At 61.9% G+C, this 23003-nt stretch carries 21 protein-coding genes; 8 read left to right on the forward strand and 13 right to left on the reverse strand.

The window, feature by feature from the left end; all coding sequences use genetic code 11:
* The first annotated feature begins 138 nt into the window (after positions 1-138).
* Both ACQ5BM_RS18615 and ACQ5BM_RS18620 read left to right on the forward strand, forming a co-directional pair.
* Complete coding sequence (locus ACQ5BM_RS18615) at positions 139-813, forward strand: response regulator transcription factor (RefSeq protein ID WP_429814213.1); 675 nt, start codon at positions 139-141, stop codon at positions 811-813.
* Positions 810-2180 (forward strand): sensor histidine kinase, encoded by a 1371-nt coding sequence (locus ACQ5BM_RS18620; RefSeq protein WP_429814216.1) that lies wholly within the window; start codon positions 810-812, stop codon positions 2178-2180. Before ACQ5BM_RS18615 ends, ACQ5BM_RS18620 begins: the two co-directional genes overlap by 4 nt.
* Before the next feature lie 109 nt (positions 2181-2289).
* On the opposite strand, the gene ACQ5BM_RS18625 is transcribed toward ACQ5BM_RS18620, so the two are convergent.
* The 6 genes from ACQ5BM_RS18625 to ACQ5BM_RS18650 form a co-directional block, all read right to left on the reverse strand.
* Positions 2290-3663: an alpha-glucosidase/alpha-galactosidase gene (locus tag ACQ5BM_RS18625; RefSeq protein WP_429814219.1), complete on the reverse strand. Its 1374-nt coding sequence runs from the start codon at positions 3661-3663 to the stop codon at positions 2290-2292.
* Positions 3664-3685: 22 nt separating this feature from the next.
* Positions 3686-5359: an ABC transporter ATP-binding protein gene (locus tag ACQ5BM_RS18630; protein WP_429814222.1), complete on the reverse strand. Its 1674-nt coding sequence runs from the start codon at positions 5357-5359 to the stop codon at positions 3686-3688.
* Between the two features lie 11 nt (positions 5360-5370).
* Positions 5371-6498: an ABC transporter permease gene (locus ACQ5BM_RS18635; protein ID WP_429814225.1), complete on the reverse strand. Its 1128-nt coding sequence runs from the start codon at positions 6496-6498 to the stop codon at positions 5371-5373.
* Entirely contained in the window at positions 6495-7505 is a 1011-nt protein-coding gene (locus ACQ5BM_RS18640; RefSeq protein WP_429814227.1) for an ABC transporter permease, read from the reverse strand. The genes ACQ5BM_RS18635 and ACQ5BM_RS18640 overlap by 4 nt, the downstream gene beginning before the upstream one ends.
* Positions 7506-7574: 69 nt before the next feature.
* A complete protein-coding gene (locus ACQ5BM_RS18645) occupies positions 7575-9659 on the reverse strand; it encodes an ABC transporter substrate-binding protein (RefSeq protein WP_429814230.1) in 2085 nt (694 codons plus the stop codon).
* 113 nt (positions 9660-9772) lie between these two features.
* Positions 9773-11236, reverse strand: a complete 1464-nt coding sequence (locus tag ACQ5BM_RS18650) for an alpha-glucosidase/alpha-galactosidase (RefSeq protein WP_429814232.1) — start codon at positions 11234-11236, stop codon at positions 9773-9775.
* 190 nt (positions 11237-11426) lie between these two features.
* Here ACQ5BM_RS18650 and ACQ5BM_RS18655 point away from each other — a divergent pair, with 190 nt between their 5' ends.
* Positions 11427-12371: an AraC family ligand binding domain-containing protein gene (locus tag ACQ5BM_RS18655; protein WP_429814235.1), complete on the forward strand. Its 945-nt coding sequence runs from the start codon at positions 11427-11429 to the stop codon at positions 12369-12371.
* Between the two features lie 195 nt (positions 12372-12566).
* Here the strand turns inward: ACQ5BM_RS18655 and ACQ5BM_RS18660 are convergent, their stop codons facing one another.
* Positions 12567-13391 (reverse strand): SAM-dependent methyltransferase, encoded by an 825-nt coding sequence (locus ACQ5BM_RS18660; RefSeq protein WP_429814238.1) that lies wholly within the window; start codon positions 13389-13391, stop codon positions 12567-12569.
* Here ACQ5BM_RS18660 and ACQ5BM_RS18665 point away from each other — a divergent pair.
* Both ACQ5BM_RS18665 and ACQ5BM_RS18670 read left to right on the forward strand, forming a co-directional pair.
* Positions 13359-14147: an AraC family transcriptional regulator gene (locus ACQ5BM_RS18665; RefSeq protein ID WP_429814241.1), complete on the forward strand. Its 789-nt coding sequence runs from the start codon at positions 13359-13361 to the stop codon at positions 14145-14147. The two genes, ACQ5BM_RS18660 and ACQ5BM_RS18665, sit on opposite strands and share 33 nt — an antisense overlap.
* 404 nt (positions 14148-14551) lie before the next feature.
* Entirely contained in the window at positions 14552-15232 is a 681-nt protein-coding gene (locus ACQ5BM_RS18670; protein ID WP_429814244.1) for an adenylate/guanylate cyclase domain-containing protein, read from the forward strand.
* 52 nt (positions 15233-15284) lie between these two features.
* Here ACQ5BM_RS18670 and ACQ5BM_RS18675 read toward each other — a convergent pair whose 3' ends face one another.
* From ACQ5BM_RS18675 to ACQ5BM_RS18695, 5 genes are all read right to left on the reverse strand, one after another.
* Complete coding sequence (locus tag ACQ5BM_RS18675) at positions 15285-15710, reverse strand: type II toxin-antitoxin system VapC family toxin (protein WP_429814247.1); 426 nt, start codon at positions 15708-15710, stop codon at positions 15285-15287.
* A complete protein-coding gene (locus ACQ5BM_RS18680) occupies positions 15707-15961 on the reverse strand; it encodes a type II toxin-antitoxin system Phd/YefM family antitoxin (protein WP_429814249.1) in 255 nt (84 codons plus the stop codon). The genes ACQ5BM_RS18675 and ACQ5BM_RS18680 overlap by 4 nt, the downstream gene beginning before the upstream one ends.
* A gap of 263 nt (positions 15962-16224) precedes the next feature.
* Positions 16225-16740, reverse strand: a complete 516-nt coding sequence (locus ACQ5BM_RS18685; RefSeq protein ID WP_429814252.1) for an EVE domain-containing protein — start codon at positions 16738-16740, stop codon at positions 16225-16227.
* Between the two features lie 108 nt (positions 16741-16848).
* Positions 16849-17580, reverse strand: a complete 732-nt coding sequence (locus ACQ5BM_RS18690; RefSeq protein WP_429814255.1) for a GNAT family N-acetyltransferase — start codon at positions 17578-17580, stop codon at positions 16849-16851.
* 196 nt (positions 17581-17776) lie between these two features.
* Positions 17777-17923 carry a DUF1127 domain-containing protein gene (locus ACQ5BM_RS18695; protein ID WP_173519540.1) on the reverse strand — a complete coding sequence of 49 codons (147 nt, stop codon included), beginning with the start codon at positions 17921-17923 and terminating at the stop codon, positions 17777-17779.
* A 366-nt stretch (positions 17924-18289) separates the two neighbouring features.
* Between ACQ5BM_RS18695 and ACQ5BM_RS18700 the strand changes: the two genes are divergently transcribed.
* Both ACQ5BM_RS18700 and ACQ5BM_RS18705 read left to right on the forward strand, forming a co-directional pair.
* Positions 18290-18994: a GntR family transcriptional regulator gene (locus ACQ5BM_RS18700; protein WP_429814258.1), complete on the forward strand. Its 705-nt coding sequence runs from the start codon at positions 18290-18292 to the stop codon at positions 18992-18994.
* A gap of 112 nt (positions 18995-19106) precedes the next feature.
* Positions 19107-20069: a dihydrodipicolinate synthase family protein gene (locus ACQ5BM_RS18705; RefSeq protein WP_429814260.1), complete on the forward strand. Its 963-nt coding sequence runs from the start codon at positions 19107-19109 to the stop codon at positions 20067-20069.
* A gap of 105 nt (positions 20070-20174) precedes the next feature.
* On the opposite strand, the gene ACQ5BM_RS18710 is transcribed toward ACQ5BM_RS18705, so the two are convergent.
* Positions 20175-21212 carry an Ldh family oxidoreductase gene (locus ACQ5BM_RS18710; protein ID WP_429814263.1) on the reverse strand — a complete coding sequence of 346 codons (1038 nt, stop codon included), beginning with the start codon at positions 21210-21212 and terminating at the stop codon, positions 20175-20177.
* Positions 21213-21370: 158 nt separating this feature from the next.
* Between ACQ5BM_RS18710 and ACQ5BM_RS18715 the strand changes: the two genes are divergently transcribed.
* On the forward strand, positions 21371-22888 hold the full coding sequence (locus tag ACQ5BM_RS18715) for an aldehyde dehydrogenase (NADP(+)) (protein WP_429814266.1): 1518 nt from the start codon (positions 21371-21373) through the stop codon (positions 22886-22888).
* Positions 22889-23003 lie beyond the last annotated feature (115 nt).

Here is a 23003-nt window from a genome sequence, read left to right on the forward strand (position 1 = left end):
TGTCATGAGCGACATTCGCAACGAAAGATTGTAAGGCAGCGGCGATCGGGATTACTTTGCGGCAGGATGACAGGTTCCCTCAATGAAGCGCCGCTAGGATCGCGCGCGTGAGCACACTGTAGGAGGTAAAGCGCATTCATGCGGGTCTTGCTGGTCGAGGATGAGAAGGAACTCGCGGGAGCGCTCAGGGCGGCCTTGAGCCATCACCGGATGATCGCCGACCACGCGCGCGACCTCACCGAGGCCGCCTTGATCCTGAACGATGCCGTCTACGACGTGGTCGTGCTGGATCGAAAGCTGCCCGATGGTGACGGGCTCTCGCTCATTCCGGTGATCCGGTCGCGCGGCAACAATGTGCCGGTGCTGGTGCTGACCGCGCTCGACGATCTCGCAGAACGGGTTGCCGGTCTCGATGGCGGGGCGGACGACTATATCGGCAAGCCCTTTGCCTTCGAGGAACTGCTGGCGCGGCTGCGGGCGCTGGCGCGGCGTCCCGTGCCCGTGCAATCCGATATCGTCACCGTCGGGCGTCTCTCCTTCGACCTTGCGCACTGCGAAGCAAGTATCGCCGGGGCGCCGCTGAAGATGCCGCGGCGCGAACTTCTGGTGCTCGAGACGCTGACCCGGCGCATGGGCCGGATGGTGCTGCGCGCCGCACTGATGGAAGCCGTCTTCGGCCTCGATGACGACATCCAGTCGAACGCGCTCGACACCCATATCTCGCGCGTTCGCCGCAAGCTTGCCGATGCGAATGCCGGAGTGATCATCAACGGCATTCGCGGCGTGGGCTATCTCCTCAGGGAAGATTCATGAGCGGCAGAGCCCCGCATTCGTTTAAATGGCGCCTCGTCGGCTGGCTGGTGCTGTTCGAAACGGTCGCGACGCTGGTTGTGATCGCCATTGCCGTCGGGCTGCTCTGGGTGACCGGCTATCTCATCGACGGGTACGAGAACGGCAATGTCGACGTGTTGAAGGATGCGATCACACGCAACGCCGAGGGTAAGCTCGTCCTTCAAGAAACGCCTGACCTGATCCGGCTGCGCCAGCGGGCAGCAAATATCTGGTTCATCGTACGCGACAAGCAAGGACAGAGCCTCGCCGAAGGCAAGGTGCCCGAAGCCTTCGCCTTTGCGATCGCCGGCCTCGAGCACATGAACGACGCCCGTTTCAGGCTTTCGCCGGACAAGAACGCGCGCCCCGAAGCCGTCGTCAAATGGCTCGAGTCGCCAGCGGGCAGCGTCCAGATCTTCAGCGGCACCGAGGGGGAACTGACCTTCGGCCGTCTGCTGCTCAGCACGACCGGCGCCTTCCTCACCATCTTCGTGCCGATGTTGTTGCTGCTCGCCTTTGCGACCGTGGTGGTCACGCCCGTCGTCGTACGGCGAATGTTGTCGGGCCTCTCCCATGCGGCCTCGCATGCGGCGCATATCGAATACGACCAGCGCGGCATCCAGATGCCGGTCGCAGGCGTTCCCTCGGAATTCCTGCCGTTGGTGAGGGCCGTCAACGATGCGCTCGAACGCCTCGACGAAGGCTATACGAGGCACAAGCGTTTCCTGGCCCAGGCCGCCCATGAGCTGCGCACGCCGGTCGCCATCCTTGGCGCCCGCATCGCCTCGCTGCCACCGGGACCAGACAAGACCCGCCTCAACGAGGACGTGACGCGCCTTTCAATCCTGGCAGGTCAGCTTCTCGACCTCGAACGGCTCGATGCCCAGAAGGACGAATTCAGGCCCGTCGATCTCGCGGCCCTTGCCGAACGGGTGATCGTTGCGCTCGCACCGCTTGCCTTTGGGGCCGGCTACGAGGTGACCTTCGAGGCGGATCGACGTCCCGTGATTGTGACAGGGGACGAAGCATCTCTGGAGCGGGCGCTCACCAATCTCGTGCAGAACGCCATCGACCATGGCGGCCGACGGGGCACGATCATGGTCAAGGTCGACCCGCAAGGCGCGATCGATGTGTGCGACGACGGCGACGGCATCCCGCGCAGCGAAACGGACCGGATCTTCGAGCCGTTCCAGCGGCTTCGCAAGGACGGCAAGGGGGCGGGCCTGGGCCTCAACCTGGTGCAGAAGATCGTCCAGTTGCACGGCGGCTATGTCGACGTCGCCCGCTCGCCGTCCGGCGGCGCCTGCATGCGCATCGTGCTGCCGCAAGAGGCGACGACTTCGGCTTGAAAAGAACAAGCCCCGGAACCTGCTGCCTGCTTTGCCCTTGAATCGGCTAGGACATAGGGAGAAAGACATGAGGTTCCGGGGCTCGACGCGACCTGACCGGGAGAAAATGTCAGGCCGCCTGGACCTTCTTCGACACCCGCGCCCATTCCGGGATCCAGTCGCGATGGGCTGTGAGCAGATCGTCGACGAGCGACCAGATCTGGTCAAGGTCGAGTTCGGCCGCCGTGTGCGGGTCCATCATCGCGGCGTGGTAGAGATGTTCACGGTTTTCGGTCATCAGCGCCTGCACCGTCAGCTCCTGGACGTTGATGTTGGTGCGGATCAGCGCCGTGAGCTGCGGCGGCAGATCGCCGATGAAAGTCGGCTGGATGCCGGATGCGTCGACCAGGCAAGGGACTTCGGCGGCGCAGTTCTGCGGCAACGAGGTGATGCAGCCATTGTTGCGGAGGTTGCCGTAGATAACAGAGGGCTCGCCGGTCCAGACCGAGTTCATGATCGAGGAGGCGTATTCATGGCTTTCGGCCACTTCGATCGTCTCGGCCTCCTTGAAGGCGGCCGCCTGCCCCTTCCAGCGCTCGATCTGCTCGACGCAGCGTTTCGGATATTCGTCGAGTGGAATGCCGAACTTCTCGATAAGATCGGGCCGGCCATCCTTGATGAAATAGGGGGTGTATTCGGCGAAGTGTTCCGAGCTTTCGGTGACGAAGTAGCCGAGTCTCGTCAGCATTTCGTAGCGCACCTTGTTCGGGCAGCGCGGGTTCCAGTGGCTGGGTTTTGGGAAACGGCCTTCGCGGTAGCCGCGCACGAGATCCGGATAGAGATCACGGTAGCTGCCGTCTGATTGCTTGTGCTCGAATTTGAGGAAGAACGCCATGTGGTTGATGCCGGCCGCGCGGTAGCGGATTTCCGAAACCGGGATATCAAGATCGCGCGAAAGCTCATAGGCCGTGCCCTGGACCGAGTGGCAGAGGCCCACCTGACGGATCGTCGGATATTTCTCGGCGATCGCCCAGGTGTTGATCGCCATCGGGTTGACATATTGCAAGAGGATGGCGTTGGGGCAGACCTCGAGCATGTCCTCACAGATCTTCCACAGATGCGGCACGGTGCGAAGCCCGCGCATGATGCCACCGACGCCGAGCGTATCGGCGATCGTCTGGCGCAGACCATATTTCTTCGGCACCTCGAAATCGGTGACGGTGCAGGGCTCGTAGCCGCCGATCTGGAAGGCGACGACGACGAAATCGGCACCCTCCAGCGCCTTCTTCTGGTTGGAATGAGTCTCGATAGCGGCCTTGACGCCGAGCGAGCGCACCAGCTTGCCGGCGACGATTTCGCTTTCGCCGAGACGTTGAGGGTTGACGTCCATCAGCGCGATGGTCGCGGCTGACAACGCCGGGCGCTGCAGTACGTCGCCGATGATGTTCTTCATGAAGACGGTGGAGCCAGCGCCAATAAAGGTGATCTTGGGTTGTCTGGTCATGGATTGCCTCTGCTTTCTGGTGTCATGCGGCCACATCGAAGGCGGCTTTCACAAGCCGTTCGGTGTAGGCGGTCTTGGGATTGGACAGGATTTCGCTCACCGGCCCCTCCTCGACTATTCTGCCGTGCTGCATCACCACGACCCGGTGGCAGAGCGCGCGCACGACCTTGAGGTCATGGGAGATGAAGAGATAGCTGAGGCCTCGCTCATCCTGCAGCTTGCGCAGCAGTTCGATGATCTGGGCCTGGACGGAGAGATCGAGCGCCGAAGTGGGCTCGTCGAGCAGGATGAATTCCGGCTCGAGCGCGATGGCACGGGCGATCGCTATACGCTGACGCTGGCCGCCCGAAAACTCGTGCGGGAAGCGTGACAGGATGTTGCCCGGCATTCCGGCCGCTGTCAGCGCATCGACCACCCGGTCGAGCCGTTCCTTTCGATTGGCACCAATGCCGTTGACGACCAGCCCCTCCTCGATGATCTGGCCGATCGACATGCGCGGATTGAGCGAGGCGAAGGGATCCTGGAAGACGATCTGGATGCGCGAACGCAGCGGCCGCATTGCGGTGCGGTCCTTGTCGTGGATCGGGATCCCGTCGAAGAAGATCTCGCCACCATCGGCATTGAGCAGTCGGATCAGGGCCTGGCCGAAGGTCGTCTTGCCCGAACCGGATTCGCCGACGAGCCCGAGCGTCTCATGCTTGCGCAGATTGAGGCTGAGCTTGTCGACCGCGACCAGCTCGGAAAACTGCGAACGGAACAGGCCCCCCTTCTTCAGCATGAAGGAGACCTTCACATCCCGTCCGTCGAGGACGATCGGCGCATTGTCCGGTAGCGGATTGGCGGCGCCTGAAGGCTCCGACGAAAGCAGCCGCTTGGTATAGGGGTGCAAGGGGTTGGCGAAGAGCGCCGCGGTCGTGTTGTGCTCCTTCACCTCGCCATATTGCATGACATAGACATAGTCCGAGAACTGGCGCACGACCGTCAGGTCGTGGGTGATCAGGATCACCGCCATGCCGAGCTCGCGCTGCAGGTCGCGGATCAGATTGAGAATCTGCGCCTGGACGGTCACGTCGAGCGCCGTCGTCGGCTCGTCGGCGATCAGCACATCCGGATCGTTGGCAAGCGCCATGGCAATCATCACGCGCTGCCGCTGGCCGCCGGAGAGCTGGTGCGGATACTGGTTGAGCCGGAGCTCGGGATCGGGGATCTTCACATGGCGCAGCAGTTCGAGCGCGCGTTCGGTCGCTGCGCGGCGGCTGATCCTGCGATGTGCCCGGATCGCCTCGATGATCTGCGCGCCGACCGTATAGACGGGATTGAGCGAGCTCATCGGCTCCTGGAAGATCATCGCCAGCCGATCGCCGCGGAGCGCCCGCCGCTCGCGTGACGAGAACTTGAGCACATCCTTGCCGTCATATTCGATACGCGATTGCCGGGCGATCGTGGCGCGCTTCGATAGAAGCCCCATGACGCTGCGCGCCGTCACCGATTTGCCCGAGCCGGACTCGCCGACGATGGCGATGGTCTCGCCGCGATAGAGCTGGAAGGACACGTCCTTCACCGCTTCCACCGTGCCATGCTCGACCTTGAAGCGGACAGCGACGTTGCGCGCGTCGATGATCGGCCGGCCGTTCCGTTCCAGAAGATCCTTTCTCTCGGCGGGAGCGGCGGAGAGGACGTCGATAGTTCCTGTCATGAGCATCCTCCTCAATAGGGGTCGATCGCATCGCGCAAGCCGTCGCCAAGGGCATTGAAGGCGAAGACCGTGACAAGCACGAAGGCGACGGGCGATAGGATCCAGGGATAGGACCCGATGACGGAATAGGTGGACGTGTCCTGCAACATCAGCCCCCAGGAAATCAGCGGCGGCTTGACCGCAAAGCCCAGAAACCCAAGGAAGGATTCGAGCAGCACCACCTGCGGGATCGAGAGCGTGACCGCGACGATCACGTGACTCATCACATTCGGCAGGATGTGCTGGAAGATGATGCGCCGGTCGCTGGCGCCGACAGCAATCGCCGCTCGCACATAGTCGATGCGGGCGAGCGCCAGCGTCTTGCCACGCACCTCGCGTGACATCTGCGCCCATCCAAGCGCTGACATAACGATGATGACGAAGGCGAGGAAGACATTGGTCGGCGCCGTCACCGGGATCAGCGAGGTCAGTGCCAGGTAGAGCGGCAGTTGCGGGAAGGCGAGCACCAGCTCGACGAAGCGCTGCGTCCAGACATCGAAGCGGCCGCCGAAATAGCCGGATGCCATGCCGACAGTCGTGCCGACGACGGTGACGATCGAGACGACGACGAGGGCGATCATCAGCGAGATGCGTGATCCGACGAGAATGCGCGACAGCACATCCCGGCCGAACTTGTCGGTGCCGAGCAGATGCACCGGCGAGCCGTCGACCGCGCCGAAGAAATGCCGTTCGCACGGGATCAGGCCGAAGAGCCGGTAAGGCGCCCCTTTGACGAAGAAACCGAGGACCTGCGGGTTATCGTAATCAGGGCCGATGATCGGCTGGAACGTGATCGGGTCGAGCTCTGCGCCCTCGGTCAAAGGGTAGCTGCGCGGCGGCAGGACGAAATTCCCGTCCTTGTCGGTGAAGCTGATCGCCTGCGGCGGCGCAAAGGCGACGCCCGTGGCCTTCGGATCGACCGGCGACAGGAAGTCGGCGAAAATTGCCATGAAGATCAGCAGGCCAACGAGAACCAGGCCAAGTATGCCGGTCCAGGAACGCTTGAGCCGGCGCCAGACGAGCGCCTGGTAGCTTTCGTTATGATGCTCCTGTTTAGGTTCGACGGTGAGCGGAAGGGCTGTCTCAATCTCGACGGTCATGCGTGGGCTCCTCCCAGACGCACGCGCGGATCGAGCGCGGCCAGCAGCATGTCGGCGATGATATTGCCGAGGATGAGGGTGGCCGAAAGCACCAGCATGAAGGTGGCAGTGACATAGACGTCGCCCACCCACATGGAGCCGACGATGGCCGGTCCGACGGTCGGCAGCGCGAAGATGATCGCCGTCTCGATTTCGCCCGTCAGCATATAGGGCAGCACCACGCCCTGGTACATGATCAGCGGATGCAGCGCGTTGGGAACGGCGTGGCGCAGAACCACGGCACCCTCGCTCAGGCCCTTCGCGCGCGCCGTCTCGACATATTGGGCGTTCAGCGTGTCGAGCAGATTGCCGCGCATCACCCGCATATTGTAGGCGAGGCCGCCGAAGGTGGCGATCGCGACGACCGGCCAGACATGCTTGACGAGGTCGACGAACTTGTCAAAGGACCAGGGCGCACCGCCGTAGCGGGCCGAGTGGAAGCTGTTGATCTCGCTGACATTGAAATGGAAGACGAGGACATAGACGATGATAAGCGCCATCAGGAAGCGCGGCACCGTCATGCCGAGGAAGGACACGGTCGAAAGCAGGCTGTCGATCCAGGAATATTGCCGGGTTGCGGCGATGATGCCGAAGGAAATGCCGATGACAGACGCGAGGATGTGGCAGACGAGCGCCAGGGCCAGTGTGCGCGGCAGGCGCTCGCCGACGACATCGGCAACCGGTTTGTTGTAGTAGAGGCTGTGTCCGAAATCGCCGCGCGTCAGGATGCCGGTCATCCAATTGACGTATTGCACCGGCAGCGGCTTATCGAGGCCATGTTCCTTGCGATAGGCCTGCGCCTGAGCTTCCGCTTCCTCGTAGGAAGCGCCACCCTGGTTGATGAGCTGCGAGCGGATGTAGTCGCTATAGTCACCGGGCGGCGCCTGGATGATGGCAAAGGTCGCCACGCTCAGGACCAAGAGCACCGGAATGGCAGAGGCGATGCGGACAAGCAGAAACCTGAACATGCCGTTTCCTTCTGTCGGTTGGGGTGATGGAGCGCTCCTCCGGCCTGCAGCCGGAGGAGCGGCTTGGCGTTAATTGCTGAGGCCTTTCTCACCGGGCTTGCCCGGAAGCTGTTCAGCAAAGAGCTCGAAGTCACCCTGCTTGTCGGCGGGCACGAAGAGGCGTTCACGCATGATCGTGTCCTCGGCCCAGTTGAACATGAAGATCGGCGCTCCGGTCGGTACGTTGGCGAAGCGCTTGTTGATGATCAGTGCGCCCGGATATTCGGTAAGGCCCACCGTATCGAGATGCGTCGTCGCGACCTTCTGATACTGCTTCATCAAGTCCGCACGCTCGGCATTGTCATTGGTGGCAATGAACTTGTTGATGATGTCGACGAGTTCCTGTTCAAACGGCATCAGGTCGAGCTGGCCGCCCTCCGGTGCGCGGTGGTGCCAGCTTGTGCGCGGTCCGGCCGCCGCAAGCTGCGGCGTGTTCTGCACGACCGAGGCGTATTCCGCCGCATTACGATGAACCATCCAGTCGAACTTGCCGGCATAGTTGGCGGCATCACGCTGCTTGCCGTCAAGCGAGTTCAGCACGACGCGAAGGCCGATCTTCTCCATCTGGCCGATCAGGCCTTCGGCGAGGTTGCGGTCGGTGTTGTAGCTGTTGTCGATCAGAAGCACGATCTCGACATCGCGCCCGCCGGCGGTACCGGCCGGGAAATTGACGAAGCCGTTGCCGTCGGTGTCCTTGAGCCCCGCCTTTTCGATCAGCGCCTTCGCGCCGTCAAGGTCGTAGGGATAATAGACCGTCGACTGCCGATCATAGAAGCTCGTGCCGGAGGAAAGACCACCCGGATAGATCGCCGTAAACGGTCCCTTGACCAGCGCCTCGCCGAGCTTCTTGCGGTCGACGGCCATGGTCACCGCCTTGCGGAAATCCTCGTTGCGGTTGAGCTCGCGCACGGCCTGGGCGCGTTCGTCCGGCTCGCCCCAGCCATTGGCCGAGAAATTCATGTGCAGATTGTAGCCGATGAGGCGCGGACCGAAGGCAAGCCGCGCGGGTGCCGTATCCTGGGCGGCACGTTTCAGCGACTCGACGAAGTTTTCCGGCTGCTCGAGGTTGGAAAGATCAGCGGAGCCGGCGATAGCCTGAACGTCGCGGTCGGCCCAGGTCGAGAGCTTGTAGTGCAGCTCGTTGATATAGGGGAGCTGGTTGCCGGCTTCGTCGACCTTCCAGTAATACGGGTTACGGCGCAGCACGATGATGTCATCGGGACGATAGGCGACCGGCACCCAGGCGCCCATGACGGGAATGTTCATGTATTCCGGCGGGAATGCGTTCTTGTACTGGTCGTAGGTCGTACCCGCATATTTTGGATGCTTGGCCTTGAGGATATGCGACGGGCCGGGGCAGAAGGTACCATAAGCCATGGCGTAGAGGTGCTGGCGCGGGAAGGCCTCCTTGAATGTCCATTCGACCGTATACTGATCGACCTTCTTCAGAGTCGTGCCGACGCCGAAGGTCTCGGGCGTCGCCCCGTTCAGCGGCGTCACGCTCGGATCGAGAACGTTGTCCTCCCAATAGAACATCACGTCATCGGCATCGAAGGGGTCGCCGTCGGACCACTTGGCGCCCTCTACCAGATGCATCGTCAGCTTGTGACCGTCGGCGGACCATTCCCAGCTCTTGGCAAGGTTCGGCAGCGGCTCGACGTCCTTGGCTTCCACTTGGAAGAGCGGCGCCGTGCGGGTCAGGCATTCGGACATGCCGATGTCGATGCCGCCCCAGCCCTGGCTCTGACCGGCCGAGTAGTTCCAGCCCTCCGGCCGGCCACCGATGACGTGGCGCAGCGTATCGCCATAGACGCCGACGCCGTCGGGCATGTTGCCGGTCTTGAAGACCATCGGCTCCTTGGGAAGGCGCTCGGCGACCGGTGGCAGCTTGCCGGTCTTGACGTATTTCTCGGTGACCCAGGCCGGCTCCTTATATTCCGGCAGGGCCTTGAACTCGGCGATCGAGTCGCGCGGCACATAGGTGATCTTGCCCTGCGCCGGAAATGGCGGCTGCTCGGGCACGACGGTTGGTTCGGACGCCGCCGCCTGAAGCGCGAAGGTCGAGATGCCGACGAGCAGCAAGCTCGCCATCTTCGTCAGTCTGTGGCTGGTCATTGGCTCAGATTCTCCCTCTTTCGCCGCGCCGGAGCGCGGCCTCCTCCTTAGAAAGTCTGCAGTTGCGCAGCACCGGCCGGCGTCTCCTCACGCGGACAAGTGCTGCAAAAAGATCAGCCCGCTACGCGGGCCTGCCGCTCGGCGCGCAACTCGTCGAGCGAACGGACCTGGCGGCGTGCGGCACCGCTCCACTCACGCGTCTTGACCGTGGCGCAGCTCAGGCGCTCCTTGGCGCCATCGATCGCATGGGCGTATTGCGGTAGCCATTGGGCCTGCGCGACGATCATCTCGTCGACCATCTGCCAGACTTCCTCCGGCGTGCAGATGGCGCCGACCAAGGGGTCGTGCAGCATTGCCAGCTTCAAGAGGTCGAGATCGCCGGTGACTGCCGCATGCACCGACATGCGCTGGACATTGATCGAGGCGAGGCAGGTCGCGGCGCAGGCCTCGGGCAGCGTGATGCCGGAGACCATGTTGATGCCGAAGCGGTCGACGAAACCGGGGGATTCGATGATCGCATCCGCGGGCAGATTGGTGACGACGCCGGTGTTTTTGACATTGAAGTGGCCACGGTAGACCCGGCCCGTTTCCAGCGCCTCCAGGATATGGCTCGCATGCTCGTTCGAGCGCTTCTTCGGGTCGAGCGGCAGACCGGCTGCTTCCAGGAACTGCGGAAACTCGGTTTCGAACCAGTTGCGCGTTTCGGTCGAATACCGGAGATAACCGCCGGTTTCGCCGTGGATCCAATCCGACATGTCGATCCAGCGGGTGATTTCCTCCGGGCGCTTGCGATACCAGGGAAGGTACTCGGAGAGATGGCCGTTGCTCTCGGTCGAATAGACACCGAAGCGCTTCAACACGTCGATCCGGAGCTTTTCCTGTTTGGAGAACACCGGGTGCGCCTCGAAGGCGGCGACCAATTCGTCCTTGCCGATCTTGCGGCCCTTGAGCCTGACATCGACGAACCAGGTTTGGTGGTTGATGCCCGAGCAGATGTAATCGAGCTCGCCCTCGCCGGCGCCGAGGATTTCGGCGATCTGCTCACCGCCGTGCTGGACGCCGTGGCAAAGACCGACCGTGTCGACCTTGCCGTATTCGATCGCCGCCCAGGTGTTCATCGCCATCGGGTTGGCATAGTTCAGGAACTTGGCCCCCGGTTCGGCGACGGCGCGAATGTCTTTGCAGAAATCGAGAATGACCGGGATATTGCGTTGGCCATAGAGGATGCCGCCGGCGCAGATTGTGTCGCCGACGCACTGGTCGACTCCGTATTTCAAGGGGATGCGGATATCGTCGGCATAGGCTTCGAGGCCGCCGACGCGAACGCAGCTGATGATGTAGCGCGCACCTTCCAGCGCTTTCAGCCGATCGGTCGTCGCCGTTACCTTCGTCGGCAGGCGGTTGACCTCAACGATCCGGTCGAGGATCGCCTTGATCATCTCCAGATTGCGGGCGCTGAGATCGGTGAGCGCGACTTCGATGTCGGTGAGCTCCGGCACGGCGAGAATGTCGGTGAAGAGCTTCTTGGTGAAGCCGATGCTGCCGGCGCCGATGATGGCGATCTTGAAACTTGCCATGCCCTTTTCACTCCTCCTGGACTGCGCCCCTTCATAAGAAGGGTAAAATCAATTCACGGAATCGCCCCGCCGCTATGGGCAACTTCCGCGTGGTTACGGCTTTTGGCTCAGCCGAAAGAACCGACCATTGCGCGATTGGTCGTCATTATGTTTATAATTACCGACCCCGCCAGAGCGGTATTGTGCTTTCATGGGTAATTTTATGCTGCAAGATTTGATCACTAACGGGCCGGTCATGCGGACCGTTTCGCTGCCGCGGGGACGCCAGAGCCTGCACACCATGCCGACCAGCACCGGCTACGAAATCCGCACCAACGCCACCTATGACTGGGATGGAAGAAAGCGCGGCAACACGCCGTTTACCGTGCTGCAGCACACGATCGCCGGCGCCGGAAATCTGCGCTACGAGAACCGCAGCTATCGGGTGCGCGAGGGCGAGACGCTGCTGTTGCTCGTGCCGCACAATCACCGCTACTGGCTGGAAGATAACGGGCGATGGGAGTTCTTCTGGATTTCGATGAACGGCGACGAGGCGCTCCGCATCCACCGCGCCATTCTCGCCGTCACCGGACCTGTGCTGAGGCTGCAACCGGAAACCATCGAGCACCTGGCCGATTGCAGCCTCAGACTGATCCGTGGCGGCGAGACGCCTGGACGGGCCTCTGCGATCGCCTACGAGGCGGCGATGGCGCTTTATGACGACGTCTTTGGCTCGCACCCGGTGTTCAGCCACGAGCACAGAACAATGCATCGGGTCGTCGACCACATCATGAACAACCTTCAGCACCCGCTGCCTGTCGAGGAACTGGCGCACATCTCGGGCCTGAGCCGCGCCCATTTCTCTCGCGTCTTTGCCGCCAGCGAAGGCATGGCCCCGGCCGAATATGTGTTGCAGAAGCGATTGCAGAGGGCCGTGAAACTGCTGACGAAAACGGCGAGCCTGCCGGTCAAGGAAGTGGCCATCCTCTCGGGATTCGAAGACCCCAATTACTTCGCGAAGGTCTTCCGTCGTTCCTTCGGCTTGAGTCCGACCGAATTCCGCACGACCGGGATGTATGCAAGCGTGCCGGCGGGCTCTGTGGAGAGCCCGCCCGCAGACACGATCCAACAGCCGGACCGGGCGAAGCTGGCATAGCCACTTCCGTACTCATTGCACCTGGGACCCGCTGCCAGCCCCGGTGCTTTGAAAGGGCAGCGGCGCTCACGCATTGAGGACGTCCTCAATGCGGATCGCGTGCGATCGCTCGCGGCAAATGTTCCTCATCGGTCTTGGGCAAACAGCATCGCTGAAAGAGGTAAAAGCTGTGCGATCTCCTACGGAGGCACCTATTCATATGCGCCGAGTAATCCAGGCTCCCCAGAACAGGCTCGAGAAAAAGCGCTGCGGCTTTTCGAACCCCGCTGCGATCAACAGGGCCGCCACGGCGTCCTCGGATTCGGGTGGGTCGGCACCTTGCAGGATCTTGCCGAGCTTGGCCTTGATCTCGTCGCCACTTGCGCCGCTCATGCGCCAGCGCTCCGCCCAAGCCGCCATCATCAGAGGCTGCGAGGCATAGGCGTAGTGGTTTCCCGCCAGAATCAGCGGCGCTCCCCTCTTAAGCCGCGTAGCGATGTCGCGAAGGATCGACTGCTTGGCGTCCTGGCCGGGAAGGTGATGTAATACGCCGATGAGAGTCGCTGCATCGAAAAGCCGGCCAGCGGGCAGGTCTGCGACGACACCCAGAACCGGTTCCGTGCGTTCCAGAAGGCCCGCAGCCGCCACGCGCGACAAGGCCAAGTCCAGCATGGAACGCGATGGATCGACCGCAACAAAGCTCCAGCTCGGCTCGAGCCTACCGGCGGCGACAATTTCGCTCGCCGTGCCACCGGCGCCGGCGACCAGGATGGTCGCGCTGGAACCGGCTCCGAGGGACGCGGCAAGCATGCATGCAGCCAATTCGTGACAGGCGTCATAACCGGCGAGCGCGATTCTGCTTTGTTTTTCATATTCGGCGGTGCGTGAGGCATCGAATTTTTCCGCGGTATCCACGGCTTCCCTTTCCAAATTTTGGAGGGCAGCGCCGCTCCCGTTGCACATGGGGCTCAGAGTCGCATAAAAGCGATCATTATTTTGAGTAAAAGCATGATCGAAACGCCGACGTTGCAAAAGAAACATGATCGATTGACCGCCTTCCTCAAGGCCTTTGGATTGCGTGCGGTCACCAGCGCAGACGCCGCTGGCAGCAGCTCTGCCAACCTTTTCGTGGTCGGTGATGGCGATGGCGAAGGTCCCACGCATATCTTTTTCCGGGTCCTGGGCGGCCCCTTGCAGCGAAGCGGCCTTGCCATTCTTGCGGCCGCCAAGATCGACTTTGGCGGAGCGGCCAATCCACTCGTTGGCGCGCTGCCTGAAGAGCTGGTCTTCTCATTGGAAGAGCAACCACAGATGCGCGGATTGGCCGACATCTTGGTCGCCGAGGTGGAGAACAGCCGATGTGGCGGAGGGACCGTAAAGGACCGCATCTGTGAGATCATTGTCGTAGTGGCTGTCCGGCGAGCGATTGACCAGGGAACAGTCAATGCGGGACTATTGGCTGGGCTTGCCCATCCGACACTTCATCCTTGCCTGGTCGCTATGCATGACGACCCGGCGCGCCAATGGCGCACTGACGTCCTGGCTCAGCTTGCCGGCATGTCCCGCAGCCATTTCGTCACCCTCTTCACGAACGTGGTCGGAATGACGCCGACGGCATATGTAACCGCATGGCGCCTGGCATTGGGGCGAGCCGCGCTCGAAGCAGGCAGCAGCGTGAAAACGGCGGCGGCGCGGGTGGGATTTGGCAGCGCCGCCGCTTTCTCGCGAGCGTTCTCGCGCAAGTACGGTTACCCGCCAGTGGGAGCAAAAAGGACAACTGAGCCCCGGCCTGCCTGACCGTTCAGATCGCTCGATCCATGTGGAGACCAGGAGTGGCAAGAGCGAACCTACCGGTTGCGATGATCGAGCAATTTCAGCGCCCTACCCGGACCGGGTTGTGGATTTCGCATGCGCCGCTCACGAGAGCTTCGAATTTTGTTCACCCTCGGCAAAGATGGACATGCTTCGCGCTCAACAATGAGCCTCAGGCTGATCATTCTGGAGTGGAAGTGGGATCTCCTCGCTCTTTCGATCCACCTCAGTAATTGGATGGCAAAAGTTGACCGCCGTTTCAGCCGATTGGTTAACTGAACGACGGTAGCCCGCCCCGACGTGATCGCGCATCGTCAAAATCGGACGTTGGGTTTATCCTGCTGGGTGGGCTAGACTGCGACAAGACACATGAAGCGGTGGGAAGCGTCATGAGACGGAACGGGACATACTCCAACGCATCTACCACCGTCGCTTTCGTCGACCTGGCCGGGTTCAGTGCAATTGCCGATGTCTATGGCGACGCTTCTGCAATTTACATACTCGAACTTTTCGAGAACATGGTTCGTACTTCTCTTAGAGATTACCAGCCGCCGCTCAAATGGATTGGCGACGAGGCGATGCTCGCCTTTCCGGATCCAGACCTGGCAATTCAGGCACTTGGCACGTTGTTGCAGGCATGCCGGAAGGATTCGCGATTGCCCCTGACGCGGGCTGGCGTAAATCACGGACCGGTCATTCGCAGGGATGAGGACATTTTCGGCTCCACGGTCAATATCGCAGCCCGTGTTGCCGCTCTTGCATCCCCGGGCCAGTTGCTCGCAACCCGCCCGATCGCCGAGGCCGCTCAAGCAAGAGGCGTCATGATCAAGAGCCTCGGTCCTAAGGCACTGCGCTCCGTGGCAAGCGAAGTTGAACTGTTTGAGATCGAGCTTGCACCGTCGGCCGACCCGGGATGGGTCGATCCGGTTTGTAAAATGCATGCGCCCTATTCAGCTTACAAGCGCGCAGCTCGTGAAGGCCTCTGGTTCTGCTCACCGCTCTGCGAGGATGCGTATAGAAAATCACCACAGACATACGCGCTCAAGGTGAAGATCGCTAAGGAACAATGATGACTCGGAGACTATTGGTCTGGCTTTCTCACGGGGAGGGAAAGACCGGTAGCTATGTCACCAACCTCGGATCGACCACAACGACGCCGGTGCCTTCGAAATCTCTGACATTGCGTGTCACGACGGTCATATCGTGAACCAAAGCGGTCGCGGCAATGAGCGCGTCGGCTTCGTTGCGTCGGTCTGGAATATGCAGGTGTGCGCAGCGAGTGGCAACCATATCGTCAACCGCCAGGATACGACCTGCAAACTCCGGTCGGACTTGGCCATCTAGCCAAGAGCGCAACCGAGCGCCCTGCGCAGCGTCTCGGCGCCGTACGCCCAGCACTCCTCGCTCCAATTCAAGAATCGTGATGGCCGAAATGAAGAAATGCGCCGCATCTTCGCGTCCTATCCACTCTACCACGTTGGCATCAGCTTTGCCGTCGCCGACCTTGCGCAGTTCCGAAATGATGTTTGTATCCAATAGGTATTTCAAGACAGGTTTACTTCGCGCGACCCGATTTCGACGCGGCGCGGTTCAAACTCGATCTCCGAGAGCCCAGGCATGGCAAGAGCCTCGACAAGGCTGCGAGGCCGGCCGCTCAAACGTTTGAAGTCATCGTAGGTCATGAGGACATGGGAAGGTCTGCCGCGGTCCGTGATGATAACAGGACCGGCTTTTGCCGCCTTTTTGGCACGACTGACATCATGATTCAGTTCTCGACTGGAAAGGGTCGTAATGCTCATGGGTCACCCCACATGTGGGTACTAACCTACATGTCGCATGGAAGGTTAAAATAACAAGCCCAGCATTTGCTCGACCAATACTCGGCGCTAGTCCATTCCGGTCAATACATGACGATCCTGGTCGAGCTGCAGAGGCTGCAGCTTGGTTTCGGTCCGTCTGGTTGCGGTCAATCTGGCGCACACGCTCTCCGGGGACAGCGCGCATGGTCGTCTGCGCAGGACTTCATCACGCGGTATCCGGCAAGGGTCCCAAACGCTGGCGATTACCCGGCCAGTTGCTGGGGAAAAGCCTGCACTCTCGGAAAGATCAAACCGAGATCGGCATGCATTGCCTGGGCAATGACGCGAAAATCGCGCTCGCTGAGGGCAAGATGACCAAAGCGGAGCTTCTGATCCCAGTTGCGGTTACCTTCGGCAAATTCCAGGCTGTCCAGCCATGGACGAACTGGAGCTTCTATGCTGTCGGCCCAGTCGATGTCGTCGTGGTGCGGGGCAAAGCCGCTCATGCCGAAGAAATAGGGCAGGCGCTCTCTGACCACACCGATGGCGGTAAAGCATGGGAGAGGTCCGCGCCCTCGGAAGGCGGCGTTGGGTGCGTAGCCAACAAAACCGTCGCCCGCCTTCATACGCGCCAATGATTGAACTTTGCCGTAGCCGAACTGCGAGAAGCCGCCTTGCGATGCATGTTGCCCGTCATCGCCGGCAACCACGCCGATCCAGAAGTTGCGCTCGCCCGGTCTGCTTCCCGCGCCCACCTGAAACATATCCTGCGCCGACATCGGTCATCCCTCGATCTCTGATCATGGGAACACTTTACGCGCGACCCCTGCCAGATTCTGTCAGCATTGCCGCAGCGACATGCCGCCTCTGTCCCGTTTTGCTCACAATCAGCTGTCCGAAGCCGGTGAGACCGGCTCCCATTCGCCAAACAACGTCACGCCCGTGGCCTTGGCGAGCGCGGCCGATGCATGGTTGTCGAGCTGGCAGCGGTACTGCGGCTCATACCCCTTTCCGAGAGCGTACCGACTGATGGCGCGCACGACGCCGCGTGCATGGCCCTTGCCGCGGTGCGTCGCCAAGGTCAGCACGCCGAGATCCGCAAGCCGGCTGTCACCTTGCCAAGGATACATGCTCGCAGCACAGACCAGCCGGCCGTCCTCGAAAGCACCGAACACGCTCCAATGATCGAGCTCGACATAGGCAGCATCCAGATCTTCCACCGACGCGGACGATTGGAATTCAGCGAAAACCGCCGCATCCTGCGGCGTCAACAGACGAACGAGTCCCGGAGACTGCTCCTCGATCAACGCCGGTTTTTCGGCTTCCGCAAAATAGAAGAGGTAGTCGGCGTCGTGGAGAGTGATGCCCGCCTCAAGCAGCATTTGACGGAAGACCGGCTCGGACAGGCTGCTCCGACCGGATAGTGCCAGTTTTTCGGAGAGCGCAGGCGTGACGGCAGCCATGCCCCTCCCGTCGGCAGTCCTCAGCACCATCGCCGCGCCGTCCTCATCCAGATCGGGGGTAATCGCGATGGTGAAGCCGTCGTCACCTCGAACGACATTGCCGCTCGAAAACGTCGCCTGCCAGTAATTGGTAACCGTCGAGGAAAATAAGGGCATGGAGCCAAACCTTGTCGAGCGCGCGCAAGCTCTTAATCGGCAGGAGCGACGTCGCTTTAATTGGATAAACTAGTCAATTAATTAAAAGCGAGATCGAAGTGCAGGAAGACGATGGCGCAAAAAAGGCCGCGCAAAACAAAAGCGCCCGCAGGAGATGCAGGCGCTTGGGCAATTTAGTAAGTCTTTGTAGATCGCCTTAGCGGGCGAAGGCCGTGCGTGCGACGCGGTCGATGTCGGCGCGTTCGATGCCGAGGTCCCGGAGTTCCCGGTTGGACATGCGGCCCAGCTCGGTGACCGTCTGACGATACTTGCGCCAGTTGTTAAAAGAGCGTGCGATATTCATCTTGATCCCCCTTTCAATGGGCTTTCGAAGCCTGGCAGCCAGTCCGTGGCGCCTCGTTTCGCTTCGATGAACACCTTATAGCTCAGGGCTTTGGTAAGTTGCAGCGCTCAAAAGTCAGCGCTCCCATGTAGGAAATGCATGGGTCGTTACGACGGCTGCCGAGCCCCCTTCTGCTCGCATCAGATCAGCAAGAATTACCGCAACGCCATCCGGACGGGCCAAACCGCGCCGCGGGTGACCGCGAACAAGGCGCCAGCGGCCAATGCACTGCGTCTGAATATGTAAGCCTCGCACAATCGTTGACACGGAAGCTGTTGATCCGCGCGACGGAGACAAGTATTTCTTTTGTCGACAAAGGATTCTGAGATGACCGACACCGACAACAGCCCCACCCCCGAACGCAAGCGCGGCTCCGGCGTGAAGATGGTCTATGACCTCTTGCGCGACGAGATCCTCGACCTCGTGTTGCCGCCCGGCAGCCCGATCGACGAGGTGCAGCTCGCCGAACGGCTGAAGATGTCCCGCACGCCGATCCGGGAGGCACTGGTGCGCCTTGCCGGCGAGGGACTTATCGACACGTTGCCGAACCGTTCGACGATGGTCGCCAACATCGACTTCCTCAATCTCAATCCGTTCTTCGACGCGCTGGTGCTGATGTACCGGGTTACAACAAGGCTTGCGGCGCAGAACCATCGCCCAGAAGACCTGCCGATTATTCGCGGCTTCCACGAGGATTATGCGGCGGCCGTTCAATCGCGCGACGCGCTGACGATGATCGCCACCAATGCCGCTTTCCATGCGGCAATCGCCGAGGCCGGCCGCAATCCCTATTTCACCAGCCTGTTCCGCCGGTTGCTCGACGAGGGGCGGCGCATCCTGCGTCTCTATTACCAGTCCTACGAGGAGCAGTTCCCGCAGCGCTTCGTCGACGAGCACGCGGAAATCATCGCCGCGATCGCAGCGCGCGACGTCGAGGCGGCGGACCGTCTCGGCAAGGCTCATGCCGAGCAGATCGTCGAGCAGGTGCAAAAACTTTTCGCCCGCAACAACAAGCTCGATATCGCTTTGTAGCAGGCTTTGTATTTTTCTTGTCGACAAATAAAATACAAACGGCTATTGTCTGGATCAAAGGCAAGGGCGCGCGTGCACCGTTGCCCCAAGCCAAAGCCGAGAGGAGTTTCAGATGAAGGCTCAGATTTTCACCGGCGTCATCCCGGCGCTGATGACCCCCTGCAAGGAAGACCGCACCCCCGACTTCGACGCGCTGGTGCGCAAGGGCAAGGAGCTGATTGCTCAGGGCATGTCCGCCGTCGTCTATTGCGGCTCGATGGGTGATTGGCCGCTCTTGACCGACGCGCAGCGCATGGAAGGCGTCGAGCGCCTGGTCAAGGCCGGCATCCCGGTCATCGTCGGCACCGGCGCCGTCAACACCGCCTCGGCCGTTGCCCATGCCGCCCATGCCCAGAAGGTCGGCGCGAAGGGTCTGATGGTCATCCCGCGCGTGCTGTCGCGTGGATCGGTCGTCGCCGCACAGAAAAACCACTTCAAGGCCATTCTGTCGGCTGCTCCGGACCTGCCGGCTGTCATCTACAACAGCCCCTATTACGGTTTCGCCACGCGCGTCGACCTGTTCTTCGCGCTGCGTGCGGAACATCCGAACCTCGTCGGCTTCAAGGAATTCGGTGGCGCCGCCGACATGCGCTATGCGGCCGAGAACATCACCAGCCGTGACGATGGCGTCTCGCTGATGATCGGTGTCGACACCGCGGTCTTCCACGGCTTCGTCAACTGCGGTGCGACCGGCGCCATCACCGGCATCGGCTGCGTGCTGCCGAAGGAAGTCATCCACATGTGCAACCTGTCGCGTGCCGCCGCCGAAGGCGACGTCGACGCACGTCAGCGCGCGCTCGAGCTGGAGCAGGCACTCGCCGTGCTCTCCTCCTTCGATGAAGGTCCGGACCTCGTTCTCTACTTCAAGCACATGATGGTGCTGAAGGGCGACAAGGAATACACGCTGCACTTCAACGAGAGCGACGTGCTTTCGGAAAGCCAGCGCGGCTACGTCGAGGCCCAGTTCAAGCTGTTCAACACCTGGTACGCCGAGTGGAGCAAGCTTCCGGGCGCCGTCCAGAAGTACAAGGCCTGATCGCCCGTATCGGTCACAAGAGAAAAGGCTCTCCGGTTGGAGGGCCTTTTTTGTTTGGCGGCTTCGCTTATGCGCCGAAGGAGCGCTGCATGGGTGAGCCGCCGCTTACGCGACGGCGTCGAGCCCGAGCGAGAGAAGCCGGTCGAGCTGTTCCATTTCGGCCGTGTTGAGCACGACACCGTCGGCCTCCGACTTGGCGCGTGCGACGAAACGGCGCTGCGACGGAAGGCGAGCACCCTGACCGACGATCGCCTCGAATAGAGCCTCCGCGCGGGCAAATGGATTGCCCGGCCGGCCGGCTGCAAATTTTTCCGGCGAAAAGGCAACGATCAGCTCGCCATGGAAGGGTGCCAGCGTCGTGGTACCGAGGTAGTCGAGTACTTCCGGACTCGTCAGGTCGCCGATCATGATGCCGGCGAGGAGCTCGATCATCGTGCCGATCGCCGAGCCCTTGTGGCTGCCGAAGGGCAGCATGGCGCCGGCGAGCGCTGCTTCCGGATCCGTCGTCGGATTGCCCTCGGCATCGATCGCCCAGCCCTCCGGCAAGGGCTTGCCGGCGCGGCGGTGCAGCTCGATCTCGCCGCGTGCGGCAACCGAAGTCGCGAAGTCGAAGACGTAGGGCGGCTGGTTCTTTCGTGGCCAGCCGAACGCGAAGGGGTTGGTGCCGAGCAGCGGCTTGTTGCCGCCGGTCGGTGCAACAGTCGCGTAGCTCGGGCACATGACGAGGCCGGCAAGCCCTGCTCCCGTCAGCCCCTCGACTTCGGGCCAGAGCGCGGAGAAATGGGTGCAATCATTGATGACGAGCGCGGCAAGACCGAGCGAACGGGCACGTTCGGCGAGAACGGGCAGGCCGAGTTCGAAAGCCGGGTTGGCGAAACCGCCCTTGGCATTGACCTTGACGATCGCGGAACCTTCCTGCGCATCGAGTTCCGGCACGGCATCCGGCTTCACCTTGCCGGCCTTGACGGTGCGAAGCGCCCCTTCGATGCGGTAGATGCCATGCGATTTACAGGCATCCCGCTCGCCGGCGACGATTACGCGGGCAAGTGCGCCGGCCTGGACGGCGTTGAGCCCCGCCTTGAGGAAGATCGCCTCGACGCGCTCGAAAAGCGCTGCGATCGTCAGGGTGTTGGTCTCGCTCATCTCTCTCTCCCTCTCAAATGCTGCGCCTGATCCGGATGAGCCAGTCAGGCGATTGATGTTCTGCATACATATAGTATACAAAGATCCCACGAGTGCAATTCAGCCATGATCCCCTCTGCCACAAAAGGCAATCCGGGATCGAAAGAAAGGATCCGCAGATGGCCTTCACCCCCAAAGGAAAACACCTGGTCGCCGGCGAATGGCTCGACGGAGCGGGCACCTTCGCCTCGGCGCCCGCGCACGGTCCGGTCCATCAGTTTGCCACCGGCACCGTCGCACTGGTCAATCGCGCCGCCGAGGCCGCCGAAGAAGCCTTCCTGAGCTACGGCTATTCGAACCGGGCTGAACGCGCCGCCTTCCTGCGTGCGATTGCCGATGAGATCGAGGCACGCGCCGAGGCCATCACCGAGATCGGCAGCCAGGAAACCGGCCTGCCCGAAGCCCGCCTGCAGGGCGAACGCGGCCGTACAACCGGCCAGCTCCGCCTTTTCGCCGACCACATCGAGAAGGGCGAGTATCTCGACCGCCGTTTCGATGCGGCTCTGCCCGAGCGCCAGCCGGCGCCGCGCCCGGAGATCCGGCTCATCCAGCGGCCGATCGGCCCGGTCGCCGTCTTCGGCGCCTCGAACTTCCCGCTCGCCTTCTCGACGGCCGGCGGTGATACCGCTGCCGCCCTTGCCGCCGGCTGCCCCGTGGTCGTCAAGGGTCACTCGGCCCATCCGGGCACTGGTGAAATCGTTGCGCAAGCCGTCGAAGCCGCGATCCGCAAGACCGGCATGCACCCGGGCGTGTTTTCGCTGATCCAGGGCGGCAGCCGAGAGGTCGGTCACGCACTCGTCCAGCATCCGCTGATCAAGGCCGTCGGCTTCACCGGTTCGCTGGCCGGTGGCCGCGCCCTGTTCGACCTTTGCGCCGCGCGTCCCGAGCCGATCCCGTTCTTCGGCGAACTCGGCTCAGTCAACCCGATGTTCCTGCTGCCGGAAGCACTGAAGGCACGGGCCGAAACGCTCGGCCAGGGCTGGGCCGGCTCGCTGACCATGGGCGCCGGCCAGTTCTGCACCAATCCCGGCATCGCCGTCGTCGTCGAAGGCGCTGACGCCGATCGCTTCACCACCGCGGCCGTCGAAGCTCTCGGCAAGGTGGCGCCGCAGACGATGCTGACCGACGGCATCGCCAAGGCCTATCACGACGGGCAGGCGCGCTTTGAAAGCCGCAACACCGTGAAGCCGCTGCTGACAACCGAATCCTCGGGCCGATCCGCTTCGCCGAATCTCTTCGAGACTTCAGGCGAACAGTTCCTGGCCGACCATGCGCTCGGCGAAGAAGTCTTCGGACCGCTTGGCCTCGTCGTCCGCGTCGGCTCGACCGCCGAGATGGAACAGCTTGCCCGCGGCTTCCAGGGTCAGTTGACCACCACGATCCATATGGATCCGGCGGACCTCGAGACCGCCCGTCGTCTGCGTCCGATCCTCGAGCGCAAGGCCGGCCGCGTGCTCGTCAACGGCTTCCCGACCGGCGTCGAGGTGGTGGATTCGATGGTGCATGGCGGGCCCTACCCGGCCTCGACCAACTTTGGCGCGACCAGCGTCGGCACGATGTCGATCCGCCGCTTCCTGCGTCCCGTTTCCTACCAGAACATGCCGGAAGACCTGCTGCCTGAGGATTTCCGGAGTTAAAGCCGGGTGCGAAAAGTGCGGGCGACCTTCCGCCCGCATCCTGTTCTCACCAATGAGCCACGACAGATCGCTGCGCTGGGAACCCATTTGACGAAACAAATGGGAACCTTGCGCA

Source organism: Ensifer sp. B1-9, from assembly GCF_050474445.1.
Classification (GTDB): Bacteria; Pseudomonadota; Alphaproteobacteria; order Rhizobiales; family Rhizobiaceae; genus Ensifer.

Excerpts from the sequence above, each read along its gene's own strand:
- ACQ5BM_RS18615 (WP_429814213.1), top strand. The coding sequence starts at position 139 with ATGCGGGTCTTGCTGGTCGAGGATGAGAAGGAACTCGCGGGAGCGCTC.
- ACQ5BM_RS18620 (WP_429814216.1), top strand. The coding sequence starts at position 810 with ATGAGCGGCAGAGCCCCGCATTCGTTTAAATGGCGCCTCGTCGGCTGG.
- ACQ5BM_RS18625 (WP_429814219.1), bottom strand. The coding sequence starts at position 3,663 with ATGACCAGACAACCCAAGATCACCTTTATTGGCGCTGGCTCCACCGTC.
- ACQ5BM_RS18630 (WP_429814222.1), bottom strand. The coding sequence starts at position 5,359 with ATGACAGGAACTATCGACGTCCTCTCCGCCGCTCCCGCCGAGAGAAAG.
- ACQ5BM_RS18635 (WP_429814225.1), bottom strand. The coding sequence starts at position 6,498 with ATGACCGTCGAGATTGAGACAGCCCTTCCGCTCACCGTCGAACCTAAA.
- ACQ5BM_RS18640 (WP_429814227.1), bottom strand. The coding sequence starts at position 7,505 with ATGTTCAGGTTTCTGCTTGTCCGCATCGCCTCTGCCATTCCGGTGCTC.
- ACQ5BM_RS18645 (WP_429814230.1), bottom strand. The coding sequence starts at position 9,659 with ATGACCAGCCACAGACTGACGAAGATGGCGAGCTTGCTGCTCGTCGGC.
- ACQ5BM_RS18650 (WP_429814232.1), bottom strand. The coding sequence starts at position 11,236 with ATGGCAAGTTTCAAGATCGCCATCATCGGCGCCGGCAGCATCGGCTTC.
- ACQ5BM_RS18655 (WP_429814235.1), top strand. The coding sequence starts at position 11,427 with ATGGGTAATTTTATGCTGCAAGATTTGATCACTAACGGGCCGGTCATG.
- ACQ5BM_RS18665 (WP_429814241.1), top strand. The coding sequence starts at position 13,359 with ATGATCGAAACGCCGACGTTGCAAAAGAAACATGATCGATTGACCGCC.
- ACQ5BM_RS18660 (WP_429814238.1), bottom strand. The coding sequence starts at position 13,391 with ATGTTTCTTTTGCAACGTCGGCGTTTCGATCATGCTTTTACTCAAAAT.
- ACQ5BM_RS18670 (WP_429814244.1), top strand. The coding sequence starts at position 14,552 with ATGAGACGGAACGGGACATACTCCAACGCATCTACCACCGTCGCTTTC.
- ACQ5BM_RS18680 (WP_429814249.1), bottom strand. The coding sequence starts at position 15,961 with ATGAGCATTACGACCCTTTCCAGTCGAGAACTGAATCATGATGTCAGT.
- ACQ5BM_RS18685 (WP_429814252.1), bottom strand. The coding sequence starts at position 16,740 with ATGTCGGCGCAGGATATGTTTCAGGTGGGCGCGGGAAGCAGACCGGGC.
- ACQ5BM_RS18690 (WP_429814255.1), bottom strand. The coding sequence starts at position 17,580 with ATGCCCTTATTTTCCTCGACGGTTACCAATTACTGGCAGGCGACGTTT.
- ACQ5BM_RS18695 (WP_173519540.1), bottom strand. The coding sequence starts at position 17,923 with ATGAATATCGCACGCTCTTTTAACAACTGGCGCAAGTATCGTCAGACG.
- ACQ5BM_RS18700 (WP_429814258.1), top strand. The coding sequence starts at position 18,290 with ATGACCGACACCGACAACAGCCCCACCCCCGAACGCAAGCGCGGCTCC.
- ACQ5BM_RS18705 (WP_429814260.1), top strand. The coding sequence starts at position 19,107 with ATGAAGGCTCAGATTTTCACCGGCGTCATCCCGGCGCTGATGACCCCC.
- ACQ5BM_RS18710 (WP_429814263.1), bottom strand. The coding sequence starts at position 21,212 with ATGAGCGAGACCAACACCCTGACGATCGCAGCGCTTTTCGAGCGCGTC.
- ACQ5BM_RS18715 (WP_429814266.1), top strand. The coding sequence starts at position 21,371 with ATGGCCTTCACCCCCAAAGGAAAACACCTGGTCGCCGGCGAATGGCTC.